This is a genomic window from Aurantimonas sp. C2-5-R2, assembly GCF_036549495.1.
Taxonomy (GTDB): Bacteria; Pseudomonadota; Alphaproteobacteria; order Rhizobiales; family Rhizobiaceae; genus Aurantimonas; species Aurantimonas coralicida_A.
In genome coordinates, this window is record NZ_JAZHLJ010000053.1 from 15,234 (window position 1) to 28,053 (window position 12,820).

Below are 12,820 nucleotides of genomic sequence, written 5' to 3' on the forward strand. Positions count from 1 at the left end.
GTGGGGGGTCACCCAGCCGCCTTGCGCGGCCGACCGCCCTTGGCGCCGTTCGCCCGGGATGCGGCGATCTTGGCGGCGCTCCGGACCTTGCCGCCTTTCCGTGCCACATCGACGAAGGAGCGTGTTCCGAACACCCCGGCCATCACGCCGGCAATGGTGAAGTCGGCGTCGAGCCGTTCCCAATGGAGGCCGTCGTCTCCGAGAATTTCGACATCCGCCAGATCGGCATCCGACGCCTTTTCGAGCCCCTGAAGGGACCGGGCCGGGACCATGAAAGCGGCTCCGTTGAGAAATTCCACGACGACCCGGCCGGTTTCCGCATCGTAGTGGACCGAAACCGGCTGCGGCTGCCCGGCGCCCGCTTGCTTGCCGCGCCGCGTCGCTGCGTCGTACTCGGCATCTGTCAGTTCGAACTCAGCCATGAATCTCCTCCCACCGCCGGAGCAGCGCTGCCTGGTGTTCCGCCACCAGCGCCAGCGCCTTGCGCAATTCGCCCCTGGTCATGCGCCTTTGCTCGATCACCATCGGCCTTGCGCCGGTCAGATGGATACGGGCCTGCCCATCGCCGTAGACATGGACGTGCGCCGGTTCGTGATCGTTGAGGTAGATAACGACGCGCAGCCCGAGGGAACGCAGGACAGTAACCATGAAAGCATTTAACCCAACATGTTGGGTTTTTCAATAGTGCGCGCTGATAGAGAACCGAGGTGCCAATCTACGAGATTGCAAAGGGAATGTGCGGCGCTCTCCGGCATGCCCCCCATGACAGGGCCACGGCCCCGGTGCTAGAAGCCGGGCGACATCCGCGAGAAGGTGACAGCAAATGGGCGAGACAGCCGGACGGCGCGACGCCGTCGTCGAGAGAAAGACCAAGGAAACCGCCATCCGCGTGCGCGTCGATCTCGACGGCACCGGCCGGTCGACGATCGCGACCGGTGTCGGCTTCTTCGACCACATGCTGGAACAACTCTCGCGCCATTCGCTGATCGACATGGACGTCGCCGCCAAGGGCGACCTCCACATCGACGATCACCACACGGTGGAGGACACCGGCATCGCGCTCGGCCAGGCGATCAGACAAGCGCTCGGCGAGCGGCGCGGCATCCGCCGCTACGCCTCGCTGGATCTGGCCATGGACGAGTGCCTGACGCGCGCGGCGATCGACGTGTCGGGCCGGCCGTTCCTGGTGTTTTCGGCCGATTTCACCCGCGACAAGATCGGCGGCTTCGACACCGAGCTGGTGCGCGAATTCTTCCAGGCGCTGGCCCAGAATGCCGGCGTGACGCTGCACGTCACCAATCTGGCCGGGGCCAACGCCCATCACATCGCCGAGACCTGCTTCAAGGCGGTGGCGCGCGTCCTCGGCGACGCGGTGGCGATCGATCCCCGCCAGGCCGACCTCGTCCCGTCCACCAAGGGCACGCTGGCGTGAGCCGGGCAACGCGATCGGGACGACCATGGCGCTGACCCGTTTCATCGTGTTCGAGCCGCCGGAGAGCGACGGCGCGAAGGACGCCGTGTTCGTGCGCGACGCGTTCTCGTTCTGGGCGTTGCTGTTCACCTTCCTTTGGCTTTTCCGCTACCGCCTCTGGCTGGCGGGGATCGCCGCGCTGGCGCTGTCCTTCGCCATCACCATGCTGGGCGAGCAGGGCTTCGACCTGACGGCGGCCGTCCTGCAGTTCCTGCTCGGCCTTCTGATCGCGCTGGAGGGACCGAGCCTTCGCGCCGCGCGGTATCGGCGCAAGGGCTGGCGCGAGGTCGCCGCGTTCCAGGCCGCCGGTCTGGCGGAGGCCGAACTGACATATTATGGTGGCGGTCGCCGGCCCGTCGACGCCCCCGCGGCACAGCCAGCGCTCGCCGCCGCTCCGTGGACGGCTGAGCGCCACAAACCGGCGCCGGCCCGCACCGGCGGGTTCTTCGGCACGATGGGAACGCGATAATGCAGCGTGTCGCGATCATCGACTACGGATCGGGCAATCTGCACTCGGCGACGAAGGCCTTCGAGCGCGCCGCCCGCGAGGCCGGCATCGAGGCCGAGATCATGCTCACTGCCGACCCCGAGGCCGTGCGGTCGGCGGACCGGATCGTCTTGCCGGGCGTCGGCGCCTTCGCCGATTGCCGGGCCGGGCTCGACGCCGTGCCCGGCATGGTCGCGGCGCTGCGCGAGGCGGTGGAAGCCAAGGAGCGGCCGTTTCTCGGTATCTGCGTCGGCATGCAGCTGATGGCTTCGCGCGGGCTGGAAAAGACCATCACGCCGGGGCTCGGCTGGATCGCCGGCGACGTCGAGAAGATGGTGCCGTCCGATCCGTCGCTGAAACTCCCGCAGATCGGCTGGAACACGATTCACGTGAGACATGCCCACCCGCTTCTCGCCGGCATCCCGACCGGAAACGACGGGCTGCACGCCTATTTCGTGCATTCCTATCAGCTCGTCGCGACGAACGAAGCCGATGTCGTCGCCACGACCGACTATGGCGGCCCGGTCACCGCGATCGTTGTGAGCGGCAACAAGGCCGGCACCCAGTTTCACCCCGAAAAAAGCCAGAGGTTCGGTCTGGCTCTCATCGGCAACTTCCTCCAATGGACGCCTTGAAGCCCTTGCCCATTCTCTTTCCCGCCATCGATCTCAAGGACGGCGCCTGCGTGCGCCTCAAGCTCGGCCTCATGGACGAGGCGACGGTCTACAACGCCGACCCGGCCGCGCAGGCGCGGGATTTCCGCGACGCCGGCTTTTCCCACCTGCATGTGGTCGACCTCAACGGCGCCTTCGAGGGTAGGGCCGTCAATGGCGGCGCGGTGGAGGCCATCGTTGCGGCCGTCGGCGCGGACATGAGCATCCAGCTCGGCGGCGGCATCCGGACGCTGGCCGACATCGAGCGCTGGCTGGACAAGGGTCTGGCGCGGGTCATCCTCGGCACGGTGGCGGTGCGCGATCCGGACCTCGTGAAACAGGCCGCGCGATCCTTTCCCGGCCGCATCGCCGTCGGCATCGACGCCAAGGGCGGCAAGGTCGCGGTCGAGGGCTGGGCGGAGACGTCCGCGCTGACGGCGATCGATCTGGCCCGGCGGTTCGAGGACGCGGGCGTCGCCGCGATCATCTACACCGACATCGACCGGGACGGGGTGCTGGCCGGCATCAACTGGGAATCCACCATCGATCTGGCCGAGGCCATGTCCATTCCCGTCATCGCGTCCGGCGGCCTCGCCTCGCTCGCCGATGTCGTGCGGCTGACCATGCCCGACGCCCACAAGCTCGAAGGCGCGATCTCGGGCCGGGCCCTCTATGACGGGCGGATCGACGCGCGGGAAGCGCTGAAGGTCCTGCAAGGAGCGGGCTGACCGCCTCGGGAATGTTTCACGTGAAGCAGGGGATGATCCCCTCAACGGGATTGTGTCGATCCGGGGGGCAATTCTTCCAGAAACCTGACCACCGCCTCGTTGAATGCCTCCGGCGCATCGAGATTGGCGACATGGCCGCCGTTAACGCGGACGATTTCGGCGCGGCCGATCCGGCGGGCGATTTCGGCGGCGTGGTCGACCACCAGCGACACCTCGTCATCGCCCAGAATGACCAGACAGGGAATGTCGAGCGCGCCGATCGCCGCCGGGTCCGCCGCCACGATCGCCTCGTAGGTCGCGAGAATTGCCGCTGGCGGCATGGTGGCGAAACCCGCGATGAAGTGCCGTTCGGCGTCGGCTCCGACCCATTTGTTCCCGAACGCCGCCCGAACCGAGGCGATACCCAACCGCGCGGTGCGGCGCTGGCCGAAAAGCCGGAACAGCGGCGACAGGATGCGCTGCGGGCCCAGTGCTTCCAGGATCGATCGCACCGGGCCGTGCAGCGACAGCGCCAGCGGCGTGTCGGCGAGAATCAGGGCTTCAACGCGCTCGGGCTGGCGTGCCGCCATTTCCAGCGCCACCATCCCGCCAAGCGACACTCCGCCGAGCGACACGCGATCGATGCCCAGCGCGTCGAGGAACCGGAATCCATCCTCGGCGAGGGTTTCCACCGAGAGACCGGCGATATCGCCACGCGTTTCGCCGTGGCCGCGAAAATCGGGGGCGACGATCCGCCGAGACTGCGCCAGCGCCGGAATCTGCGCCGACCACACCGCCTTGGTCTGGACCGCGCCATGTAACAGCAGCAGGGGCGGGGCACCGGCGTCGGACTTTGGCCCGATATCGCGATAGGCAACCGTCAGATCGCCGGCCTCGATCGTCCGTCGTTGCGCCGCGTCGCTCGCCATTGCCGCTCCAGACCCCTTTGATGGATTTGGCCTTCATCGAAGACCCGTTCGGCTCTATCATGACGACCATGAATATCCAGGCATCGGCCATCAAAACGGCGGACGACTTCCTGCGCTGGAACGAGGGGCGCGAGGGAAAGCGCGAATTCGTGCGGGGGAGGATCGTCGAGATGATGGTCAACGTATCGCGGAACCACGCCAAATTGGCGTATCTGCTGGGCCTGGCACTTGGCGCGAAACTCGACCTCGCCGCCTTCGACATCGGCTCGGCGGATTTTGCCGTGAAAACGCCCGCCGGGATTCGCTACCCCGACGTCTTCGTCGACCGGGCCGGCGGCAGCGGTTCGGACCTTGCCGCCCGCGCGCCGGTTCTCCTGGCGGAAATCCTCTCGCCCTCCTCGCTTGCCGTCGATTTCGGCGAAAAGGCCGAGGAATACACCGCGATCCCATCGCTTTCGCACTACCTCGTCCTCGCCCAGGACGAGCCTCGCGTCTGGCTGTGGAGCCGCGACGAGGAAGGGGCCTTCGCCAAGCCGGAGATGATCGTCGGACGCGAGGAAACCTTGCCTCTCACCGGCCTCGGCGTCACGCTGGCCCTTGCCGATCTGTATCGCGGCATCGCATAAGGTCCAAAGTTCAGACCGCACCGGACCCGTCTCTTGCCGCTTCAGACCCGATCGCCTTGGCCGCCAGGCCGACTCTCGACCGCCGTGGCAGCCGCGATGATCCGGACCTGCACCAGCCGGCGCCAGAACAGGCGCTGGCAGAAAGGCGACCGCCCCATGACCCTCAAGGCGCGCATCATTCCCTGTCTCGACGTCAAGGACGGCCGCGTCGTCAAGGGCGTCAATTTCGAGGGACTTGTCGATGCCGGCGATCCGGTGGCCGCTGCACAGGTCTATGACGCGGCGGGCGCGGACGAACTCTGCTTCCTCGACATCACCGCGTCCTCCGACAATCGCGAGACGATTTTCGACATTGTCGCTCAGACAGCCGAGCACTGTTTCATGCCGCTGACCGTGGGCGGCGGCGTGCGCGCCGTATCCGACGTTCGCCGGCTGCTTCTGGCTGGCGCCGACAAGGTCGCGATCAACACGGCCGCGGTGAACCGGCCGGAACTCGTCGCCGAGGCCGCCGACAAGTTCGGCGACCAATGCATCGTCGTCGCCATCGACGCCCGGCGCGTCACCGCGGCGGGCGAGGAGCCGCGCTGGGAGATCTTCACCCATGGCGGGCGTACCGCGACCGGGATCGACGCCGTTTCCTTCGCCCGGCGCGTGGTCTCGCTCGGCGCCGGCGAAATTCTCCTCACCTCGATGGACCGCGACGGCACCAAATCCGGCTTCGACCTCGATCTGACCCGCGCGGTCGCGGACGCGGTTGGCGTGCCGGTGATCGCATCGGGCGGCGTCGGCACGCTGGATCATCTCGTCGAAGGAATCCGCGACGGCCACGCGGCAGCGGTGCTCGCCGCCTCGATCTTTCATTTCGGTACCCATACGGTCGGCGAAGCCAAGGCGCATATGGCGGCGGCTTCCATCCCGATGCGGCTCGACCCGGTCGACTGACCGATGGGTCGCGAGATTCGCATCCGCTCCAGCGCCGCTGTAGATGTCTCAACGACAGCATGCTTCCGGCCGAAGATTGGCTCCGCATTCTTGAAAGATGCTGGAAAGACCGCATAGCGAAAGGGCACCATGACAGACTTTACCCTCGCCGATCTGGAGACGATCGTCGCCGCGCGTGCCACGTCCGAGGATAGCGGCTCCTACACCGCCTCGCTGGTCGCCAAGGGCATCGGCCATGTCGCCAAGAAGCTCGGCGAGGAGGCGACCGAAACGGTCATCGCGGCGGTTTCGCAGGACGACGAGCGTTTAACCTCGGAGGCGGCCGATCTCCTCTATCATCTCATGGTCGCGCTGCGGGTTCGCCATGTGCCGCTCGCGGCGGTGATGGACGAACTCCAGCGGCGCACGGCGCAAACGGGGATCGCCGAAAAAGCCGGCCGGCCGCCGGAACTGGGACAGGCGAACGGCTGATGGACCAGCTCGCGCCCTCGAAGTTTTCGCCCTATCGGGTCTTCTCGGCCGCCGAATGGGCGAAGTTTCGCGCCGACGCTCCGCTGACGCTCACCGAGGACGAGGTCAACCGGCTCCGTTCCATGAACGACCCGGTCGATCTCGACGAGGTCGCCCGCATCTATCTCGCCGTCTCGCGGCTGCTCTATGCCCATGTGGAATCGTCGCAATTGCTGTTCCGCCAGCGTCAACGATTCCTGTCGGAGGGCGGCGCCCATCCCAAGACGCCGTTTATCATCGGCATCGCCGGCTCGGTCGCGGTCGGCAAGTCGACCACTGCCCGCGTCCTGAAGGAGCTTTTGGCCCGCTGGCCGTCCTCGCCCAAGGTGGACCTGATCACCACCGACGGCTTCCTCTACCCCAATGCCGTGCTGGAGGCCGAGGGGCTGATGCAACGCAAGGGGTTTCCCGAAAGCTACGACGTCGGCACGATCCTGCGCTTCCTCTCCGAGATCAAGGCCGGTGTGCCGCGGGTCGAGGCGCCGGTCTATTCGCATTTCGTCTACGATGTCGTGCCAGGCGAACGCATCACCATCGACCGACCCGACATCCTGATCTTCGAGGGGCTCAACGTCCTGCAAGTGCGCGACATGCCGAAGGACGGCAAGGCCGTGCCGTTCGTCTCCGACTTCTTCGACTATTCGATCTATATCGACGCCGACGAGGTCGACATCCAGCGCTGGTACGTGGAGCGCTTCATGCGGCTGCGCGAGACGGCGTTCCGCGAGACCGACTCGTTTTTCCACCGCTATTCGCAGGTGCCACAGGACGAGGCCCTGAAGATCGCCGAAGGCCTGTGGAGCAACATCAACGGCAAGAATCTCTACGAGAATATCCTGCCGACGCGCCCGCGCGCCGACCTGATCCTGCGCAAGGGGCCGAACCACCTGACCGAGCAGGTCGCGCTGCGCAAGCTATAGAGCGCCGGACACCGAACAGGCGCGAGGCGCTTTCCGGTCACGCGGTTTTCACCGCGCCGTTCCTCCCGACACCGACTAAGATGGTCGTTGCCATCATCCCATCGGATCGCGTCCATGCGATCATCGAGGAGCCCCGCCGCCGTGTTCGTCTCCTTCTTTCCCCAGCCGAAGCTGTTCTTTCTGTCGGCGATCGCGTGGACCGCCGTCGCGGTCGCCGCCTGGTACGTCTTCGGCGCCGACGCTGGCGCCTGGTTCGGACTGCCGCCGCTCGCCGAAAACGCGCCGCCGATCATCGGCGTTTCGATCTTCTGGTCGCCGGCCTTCCTGTGGTTCTACGTCTATTTCGCCATCGTCGTCGCGATCTTCGCGGCCTTCTGGATGGTCTATGCGCCGCATCCCTGGGCGCTCTGGTCGATCCTCGGATCGGCGTTGATCCTCTTCACCACCTACTTTCAGGTGCAGGTGAGCGTCGCGATCAACGCCTGGTACGGGCCGTTCTACGACTTCATCCAGGCCGCCCTGTCGCGATCGCGGCCGGTAACGATCGAGGAATTCTACGGCGAGATGCTGACCTTCGCCGGCATCGCCTTCGTCGCCGTTACCGTCGGCGTGCTCACCCGCTTCTTCGTCAGCCACTACATCTTCCGCTGGCGCACGGCGATGAACGACTACTACATGTCGTACTGGCCGAAGCTTCGCCGCATCGAGGGGGCCTCGCAGCGCGTCCAGGAAGACACGATGCGCTTCTCGACCACCATGGAGGATCTCGGCGTCCGGCTGATCGATTCGGTCATGACGCTGATCGCCTTCCTGCCCGTCCTTCTGGTGCTCTCGGCCAACGTCAAGACGCTGCCGCTGGTTGGCGAGGTGCCCTACGCCCTGGTCATCGCGGCGATCGTCTGGTCGCTGTTCGGCACCGCGTTCCTGGCCATCGTCGGTATCAGGCTCCCGGGCCTGGAATTCCGCAACCAGCGGGTCGAGGCGGCCTATCGCAAGGAGCTCGTCTATGGCGAGGACGACGGCGCCCGGGCTGAGCCCCCGGTGGTCGCCGAGCTGTTCTCGCATGTCAGGCGGAATTATTTCCGGCTCTACTTCCACTACATGTACTTCAACGTCGCCCGCATCGCCTATCTGCAGACCGACAACATCTTTCCGATGCTGATGCTGGCACCGACGATCGTGGCCGGCGCCATCACCCTCGGCGTGATGACGCAGATTCTCAATGCCTTCGAGCAAGTGCGCTCGTCGTTTCAGTATCTGGTGAACTCCTGGACGACGATCGTCGAGCTTCTGTCGATCTACAAACGTCTCAGGGGCTTCGAGGCGGCGATCGACGACGAGCCGTTGCCGGAGATCGACCAGCGCTGGCTGGAGGGCCGAGAGGCGCGCGTCGAAGCGTGAGGCGCGCTCCCGCAACCCATCTCATGCCGGCCGCGTCACCCGCCTGAGGGTGAGATTGATGCGGCCGCCGTTCTTCAACAGCGCCGAGGTGGCCGGATAGATCCGGTCGACGCCGTGAAAAGCGAGGCGCCCCTCGCCGCCGAGCACGACGATGTCGCCGGATTGCAGCCGGATCGAGGTGGTCCTTCCGCCGCGCGTGGTCTCGCCGACCCGGAACAGGCAGTCGTCGCCGAGCGAGATCGACACCACCGGCGCCGCCAGATCCTCTTCATCGCGATCCTGATGCAGGCCCATCTTGGTGCCGGTCTCGTAGAAATTGACCAGGCAGGCCTCGGGCGGATGGTCGAAACCCGACATTTCCTCCCAGATTCGCAAAAGCTGGGACGGCATCGCCGGCCAGGGCGCGCCGGTCACCGGATGGGTCGGCTGATAGCGATAGCCGGCGCGGTCGGCGACCCAGCCGAGGCCGCCGCAATTGGTCATGCGCACGGACAGCGGCTTGCCCGTACGCGGCATCACCGGCTGAAACAACGGCGCCGCCGCGACGACGGCACGGATCGCATCGATCAGCGCCACCTGATCGTCGCGGAAAAGATGGCCCGGACTATGCCGGACGCCCTTGGGAAGCACGTTCATGAGGCGTCAGACCGAGTCGCTGGCGGCATAGCGAGCCGGTGATGGGGTGAGTCCGTCCAAAATATTCTTCCCCATTGATACTAATTTACGATATCGGTCTTCCGATGAACAGAAAACACCGGGCACTTGTGAAAGCGATTTATGCCCATCCGGTGTCGGGCGCCATCGCGTGGCGTGACGTCGAGATCATGTTGCAAGCATTTGGAGCTGAAATCTCGGAGGGGCAGGGATCGCGGGTGCGCATTGGTCTCAACGGAGTTCGCGCGGTGTTCCACCGCCCGCATCCCCGCAAAGAGGCAGACAAGGGCGCCATAAAATCGCTCCGGCGCTTTCTGACGGAAGCAGGAATACGACCATGAGCACGATGCATTACAAAGGATACGAAGCCGCCGTGGAATACGACGAAGAGGCCGAGATTTTTCACGGTGAGGTCGTCAATCTCCGGGACGTGATCACTTTTCAGGGTGCTTCCGTATCGGATCTCAAGCAGGCGTTTGCGGCCTCGGTGGACGATTATCTGACATTTTGTGCCGAACGTGGCGAAAAGCCGGACAAACCTTACTCAGGACAGTTCATCATACGTGCCGAACCACGCTTACATCGGGAGCTGGCGTCCGCTGCACGGCGAGGCGGAGTCAGCCTCAACAAGCTGGTGACCAGCGCTCTCGAACGAGTCCTGATGGAGCGGACCTAAGGACGAAGCGCGCTCTCAGGCGGCCACGCGCACCGTCAGGGGCTTTGCCCGGCACCGGGCCGAACTAACCCCCACCCATCCTCACGACAGATAGCCTAGCTGCGCCGCCAGCGCGACGGCATGGGTACGGTTCGATGCGTTCACCTTGCGGGTCGCCGCCGCGAGGTACTGGGAAATCGTGTATTCCGACAGCGACAGGATGGTACCGATCTCCGATGAGGTCTTGCCCAGCATGGCGAGCTTCAGGCAATCGCGCTCGCGCGTCGACAGCGGGTTGTTCTTGCGGTTTTCCTCGAATCGCGCCGCGGCCAGCATGCCGAACACCGTGAACGCAATCAGATGCAGTTCGCGCACCGTCTGGGCCGACAGCTCGGGCGACCTGCCGGCAAAGGACAGGGCGCCACTGAAGGCGGTCAGGCCATGAACCGGGAACAGCGCCCCGGCCAAATAACCTTCCTCGAGCAACATCTGAGCCGCCGGGGTCGGTTCCGGCTCGTCGGCCCCGTAAAGCGTCTCGATGTCCCAGACGAAGGGCATCGGATCGGCCTGCAATGCCCCCACCACCAGCTTGAAACGGTGCAGCCCGAGTTGCTCATAGGAGCGGGCGAAGTCGTCCGGCCAATTGCCCAGCAGGTAACGCGTCGCCATGCCGCCATCGTCGGTCGATGGCATCGCCAGAACCGCCACATGCGAGAAGCCGTAATCTGCTGCGATCCTATTGAGCAGTGTCGCGAGGCGCTCATCATCCCAAGGCGCCGCGACGGCCGAGAGGCGTTCGAGCGCGCCGCTCATGCCCCCTCCGTCTCCGGAAAAACAGCCCGTTCCCTTCGGTCTTGCGGCCGGCTCACACCGTGTCCGCCCGCTCTCGTCGCACCGCGCATCGCCGCACCGCCTCTCGCGATCTCCCATCTCCACGTCTCGATTCCCACTGAGGGTCCCCGAATCGGACAGGCTATGTTGATCCCAATCCGGGCCGGATTGGTAGACTTGACAACGGCCTCCTCAGCACTCGCCTGTGCGTGTTCTTGCCGCATGCGGCGGTTCGGAGGGCGGGCGCAACGGGTGGCAAGCGCGTCCTGTAACCCCCATGTAGCATCCAGAATATTTTTGCCCCCGGCGAAAACGACCCTCCTCGGCGCTCCGCGTCTCATCCAACCAGAAGACGTCATGACAGATTTTTCCCCCCGCGAGATCGTCTCCGAACTCGATCGTCACATCATCGGCCAGAAGGACGCAAAGCGCGCCGTCGCGGTGGCGCTGCGCAATCGCTGGCGACGCCAGCAGCTCGAAGGCAGCCTGCGCGAAGAGGTGATGCCCAAGAACATCCTGATGATCGGACCCACCGGCGTCGGCAAGACCGAGATTTCCCGCCGTCTCGCGCGGCTCGCCGGCGCGCCGTTCATCAAGATCGAAGCGACCAAGTTCACCGAGGTCGGCTATGTCGGCCGCGATGTCGAGCAGATCATCCGCGATCTCGTCGAGATCGGCATCGGCCTGGTCCGCGAGAAAAAGCGCGAGGAGGTGAAGGCGAAAGCCCATCAGGGCGCCGAGGACCGCGTGCTCGACGCGCTGGTCGGCAAGACCGCTTCGCCGGCGACCCGCGATTCCTTCCGCAAAAAGCTGCGGTCGGGCGAACTCGACGACAAGGACATCGACATCGAGGTCGCCGACACCGGCAATCCGATGGGCGGCATGGAAATCCCCGGTATGCCGGGTGCCAATATCGGTGTTCTCAATCTGTCGGAGATGTTCGGCAAGGCGATGAACCGCACCAAGCAGCGCCGCACCAGCGTGCGCGAGAGCTATGAATTCCTCATCGGTGAAGAGTCCGACAAGCTGCTCGACCAGGAGCAGCTGGTGCGCGAGGCGATCGACGCGGTCGAGAACAACGGCATCGTGTTCCTCGACGAGATCGACAAGGTGGCGAACAAGGACGGGCATTCGGCAGGCGTGTCGCGCGAAGGCGTGCAGCGCGATCTCCTGCCCCTGGTCGAGGGCACCACGGTCGCGACCAAGCACGGGCCGGTGAAGACCGATCACATTCTGTTCATCGCGTCCGGTGCGTTCCACGTCTCCAAGCCGTCGGACCTTCTGCCCGAGCTACAAGGCCGGCTACCGATCCGCGTCGAATTGCGGGCGCTGACCAAGGAGGATTTCCGCCGCATCCTCACCGAGACGGAGGCCTCGCTGATCAAGCAGTATATCGCCTTGATGAAGACCGAGAATGTCGATCTGGAGATCACCGACGACGCCATCGACGCCATCGCCGACACGGCGGTGGCGCTCAATGGCTCGATCGAGAACATCGGCGCGCGGCGGCTGCAGACGGTGATGGAGCGGGTGCTCGACGAGATTTCCTTCGAGGCGCCCGACAAGCCCGGCGAGAGCTACCGGGTCGACGCCGCCTATGTGCACAAGGCGCTCGACGGCATCGCCGGCGATACCGATCTGTCGCGGTTCATCCTGTAAAGCAGCGGCCCGGCGGCCCGGGCCCGCGGTCTCACGCGGCGGCGCGGGCCGGCGCGGCAAGCTCGAACGAAACGATCCGCGGCGTACAGTCGCGCCTTGCCACCAGCACCGAGGCCGGCGGCACGATCGTCCAGTTTCCGGCGTCCGCGTCGCAGGGCTCCGAGGCGACGACGATGCCGTCACCCTCGCGGCGCCAGTACAGCGACGGCGGCAAGCCGTCATTGGCCCAGCGATAGGCCCAGAGGGTCTCGCCGTCGCTGTGGACGGCGGCGAAGCGAAGCGGTGCAGGGCGGATTCAACCGGTCGTCGCAACACTTCGACAATGGAGGTTGCGGTGAAGAAAATGGAACAAGATGTCGAACACGGTGTCCAATC

The 12,820-nt window shown here is 65.3% G+C and carries 18 protein-coding genes; 12 read left to right on the forward strand and 6 right to left on the reverse strand.

From position 1 onward, the window contains the following. Positions 1 to 8 precede the first annotated feature (8 nt). On the reverse strand, positions 9 to 422 hold the full coding sequence (locus tag VQ044_RS18095; protein WP_327648611.1) for a DUF2442 domain-containing protein: 414 nt from the start codon (positions 420 to 422) through the stop codon (positions 9 to 11). Beyond that, entirely contained in the window at positions 415 to 648 is a 234-nt protein-coding gene (locus VQ044_RS18100; protein WP_327626052.1) for a DUF4160 domain-containing protein, read from the reverse strand. Before VQ044_RS18100 ends, VQ044_RS18095 begins: the two co-directional genes overlap by 8 nt. Before the next feature lie 175 nt (positions 649 to 823). On the opposite strand from VQ044_RS18100, the gene hisB reads away from it, so the two are divergent. Genes hisB through hisA form a run of 4 tightly spaced genes read left to right on the forward strand, consistent with a single transcriptional unit; the run spans position 824 to position 3,339 of the window. Then, the gene (gene hisB, locus VQ044_RS18105) at positions 824 to 1,432 is read left to right on the forward strand and encodes an imidazoleglycerol-phosphate dehydratase HisB (RefSeq protein ID WP_327648612.1); all 609 of its coding nucleotides are present in this window, start codon (positions 824 to 826) and stop codon (positions 1,430 to 1,432) included. A gap of 25 nt (positions 1,433 to 1,457) precedes the next feature. Beyond that, complete coding sequence (locus tag VQ044_RS18110) at positions 1,458 to 1,940, forward strand: DUF2628 domain-containing protein (RefSeq protein WP_327648613.1); 483 nt, start codon at positions 1,458 to 1,460, stop codon at positions 1,938 to 1,940. After that, positions 1,940 to 2,593: an imidazole glycerol phosphate synthase subunit HisH gene (hisH, locus tag VQ044_RS18115; RefSeq protein ID WP_327648614.1), complete on the forward strand. Its 654-nt coding sequence runs from the start codon at positions 1,940 to 1,942 to the stop codon at positions 2,591 to 2,593. Before VQ044_RS18110 ends, hisH begins: the two co-directional genes overlap by 1 nt. Next, positions 2,581 to 3,339: a 1-(5-phosphoribosyl)-5-[(5-phosphoribosylamino)methylideneamino]imidazole-4-carboxamide isomerase gene (gene hisA / locus VQ044_RS18120; RefSeq protein ID WP_327648615.1), complete on the forward strand. Its 759-nt coding sequence runs from the start codon at positions 2,581 to 2,583 to the stop codon at positions 3,337 to 3,339. Before hisH ends, hisA begins: the two co-directional genes overlap by 13 nt. Positions 3,340 to 3,380: 41 nt before the next feature. On the opposite strand, the gene VQ044_RS18125 is transcribed toward hisA, so the two are convergent. After that, positions 3,381 to 4,247: an alpha/beta fold hydrolase gene (locus tag VQ044_RS18125; RefSeq protein WP_327648616.1), complete on the reverse strand. Its 867-nt coding sequence runs from the start codon at positions 4,245 to 4,247 to the stop codon at positions 3,381 to 3,383. Between the two features lie 59 nt (positions 4,248 to 4,306). Between VQ044_RS18125 and VQ044_RS18130 the strand changes: the two genes are divergently transcribed. From VQ044_RS18130 to sbmA, 5 genes are all read left to right on the forward strand, one after another. Beyond that, complete coding sequence (locus tag VQ044_RS18130; protein WP_327648618.1) at positions 4,307 to 4,873, forward strand: Uma2 family endonuclease; 567 nt, start codon at positions 4,307 to 4,309, stop codon at positions 4,871 to 4,873. A 156-nt stretch (positions 4,874 to 5,029) separates the two neighbouring features. After that, a complete protein-coding gene (gene hisF / locus VQ044_RS18135; protein ID WP_327648620.1) occupies positions 5,030 to 5,815 on the forward strand; it encodes an imidazole glycerol phosphate synthase subunit HisF in 786 nt (261 codons plus the stop codon). A 129-nt stretch (positions 5,816 to 5,944) separates the two neighbouring features. Beyond that, complete coding sequence (locus VQ044_RS18140) at positions 5,945 to 6,286, forward strand: phosphoribosyl-ATP diphosphatase (RefSeq protein WP_327648621.1); 342 nt, start codon at positions 5,945 to 5,947, stop codon at positions 6,284 to 6,286. Then, positions 6,286 to 7,245 (forward strand): type I pantothenate kinase, encoded by a 960-nt coding sequence (gene coaA, locus VQ044_RS18145; protein ID WP_327626061.1) that lies wholly within the window; start codon positions 6,286 to 6,288, stop codon positions 7,243 to 7,245. Before VQ044_RS18140 ends, coaA begins: the two co-directional genes overlap by 1 nt. A 141-nt stretch (positions 7,246 to 7,386) precedes the next feature. Further along, a complete protein-coding gene (gene sbmA, locus VQ044_RS18150) occupies positions 7,387 to 8,646 on the forward strand; it encodes a peptide antibiotic transporter SbmA (protein WP_327651086.1) in 1,260 nt (419 codons plus the stop codon). 21 nt (positions 8,647 to 8,667) lie between these two features. Here sbmA and VQ044_RS18155 read toward each other — a convergent pair whose 3' ends face one another. Then, positions 8,668 to 9,282: an alpha-ketoglutarate-dependent dioxygenase AlkB family protein gene (locus VQ044_RS18155; RefSeq protein WP_327648623.1), complete on the reverse strand. Its 615-nt coding sequence runs from the start codon at positions 9,280 to 9,282 to the stop codon at positions 8,668 to 8,670. Between the two features lie 104 nt (positions 9,283 to 9,386). On the opposite strand from VQ044_RS18155, the gene VQ044_RS18160 reads away from it, so the two are divergent. Together VQ044_RS18160 and VQ044_RS18165 are read left to right on the forward strand one after the other, a co-directional pair. After that, entirely contained in the window at positions 9,387 to 9,641 is a 255-nt protein-coding gene (locus VQ044_RS18160) for a type II toxin-antitoxin system HicA family toxin (protein ID WP_327648624.1), read from the forward strand. Continuing rightward, positions 9,638 to 9,976 carry a type II toxin-antitoxin system HicB family antitoxin gene (locus VQ044_RS18165; protein WP_327648626.1) on the forward strand — a complete coding sequence of 113 codons (339 nt, stop codon included), beginning with the start codon at positions 9,638 to 9,640 and terminating at the stop codon, positions 9,974 to 9,976. The genes VQ044_RS18160 and VQ044_RS18165 overlap by 4 nt, the downstream gene beginning before the upstream one ends. A gap of 81 nt (positions 9,977 to 10,057) precedes the next feature. On the opposite strand, the gene VQ044_RS18170 is transcribed toward VQ044_RS18165, so the two are convergent. After that, positions 10,058 to 10,768 carry a helix-turn-helix transcriptional regulator gene (locus VQ044_RS18170; RefSeq protein ID WP_327648628.1) on the reverse strand — a complete coding sequence of 237 codons (711 nt, stop codon included), beginning with the start codon at positions 10,766 to 10,768 and terminating at the stop codon, positions 10,058 to 10,060. A gap of 375 nt (positions 10,769 to 11,143) precedes the next feature. On the opposite strand from VQ044_RS18170, the gene hslU reads away from it, so the two are divergent. Beyond that, entirely contained in the window at positions 11,144 to 12,445 is a 1,302-nt protein-coding gene (gene hslU, locus VQ044_RS18175; RefSeq protein ID WP_327626064.1) for an ATP-dependent protease ATPase subunit HslU, read from the forward strand. Positions 12,446 to 12,476: 31 nt separating this feature from the next. On the opposite strand, the gene VQ044_RS18180 is transcribed toward hslU, so the two are convergent. Next, positions 12,477 to 12,659: a hypothetical protein gene (locus VQ044_RS18180; RefSeq protein WP_327648629.1), complete on the reverse strand. Its 183-nt coding sequence runs from the start codon at positions 12,657 to 12,659 to the stop codon at positions 12,477 to 12,479. Positions 12,660 to 12,820 lie beyond the last annotated feature (161 nt).

Coding starts and splice junctions, on each gene's coding strand:
- VQ044_RS18095 (WP_327648611.1), bottom strand. CDS start 422: ATGGCTGAGTTCGAACTGACAGATGCCGAGTACGACGCAGCGACGCGG.
- VQ044_RS18100 (WP_327626052.1), bottom strand. CDS start 648: ATGGTTACTGTCCTGCGTTCCCTCGGGCTGCGCGTCGTTATCTACCTC.
- hisB (WP_327648612.1), top strand. CDS start 824: ATGGGCGAGACAGCCGGACGGCGCGACGCCGTCGTCGAGAGAAAGACC.
- VQ044_RS18110 (WP_327648613.1), top strand. CDS start 1,458: ATGGCGCTGACCCGTTTCATCGTGTTCGAGCCGCCGGAGAGCGACGGC.
- hisH (WP_327648614.1), top strand. CDS start 1,940: ATGCAGCGTGTCGCGATCATCGACTACGGATCGGGCAATCTGCACTCG.
- hisA (WP_327648615.1), top strand. CDS start 2,581: ATGGACGCCTTGAAGCCCTTGCCCATTCTCTTTCCCGCCATCGATCTC.
- VQ044_RS18125 (WP_327648616.1), bottom strand. CDS start 4,247: ATGGCGAGCGACGCGGCGCAACGACGGACGATCGAGGCCGGCGATCTG.
- VQ044_RS18130 (WP_327648618.1), top strand. CDS start 4,307: ATGACGACCATGAATATCCAGGCATCGGCCATCAAAACGGCGGACGAC.
- hisF (WP_327648620.1), top strand. CDS start 5,030: ATGACCCTCAAGGCGCGCATCATTCCCTGTCTCGACGTCAAGGACGGC.
- VQ044_RS18140 (WP_327648621.1), top strand. CDS start 5,945: ATGACAGACTTTACCCTCGCCGATCTGGAGACGATCGTCGCCGCGCGT.
- coaA (WP_327626061.1), top strand. CDS start 6,286: ATGGACCAGCTCGCGCCCTCGAAGTTTTCGCCCTATCGGGTCTTCTCG.
- VQ044_RS18155 (WP_327648623.1), bottom strand. CDS start 9,282: ATGAACGTGCTTCCCAAGGGCGTCCGGCATAGTCCGGGCCATCTTTTC.
- VQ044_RS18160 (WP_327648624.1), top strand. CDS start 9,387: ATGAACAGAAAACACCGGGCACTTGTGAAAGCGATTTATGCCCATCCG.
- VQ044_RS18165 (WP_327648626.1), top strand. CDS start 9,638: ATGAGCACGATGCATTACAAAGGATACGAAGCCGCCGTGGAATACGAC.
- VQ044_RS18170 (WP_327648628.1), bottom strand. CDS start 10,768: ATGAGCGGCGCGCTCGAACGCCTCTCGGCCGTCGCGGCGCCTTGGGAT.
- hslU (WP_327626064.1), top strand. CDS start 11,144: ATGACAGATTTTTCCCCCCGCGAGATCGTCTCCGAACTCGATCGTCAC.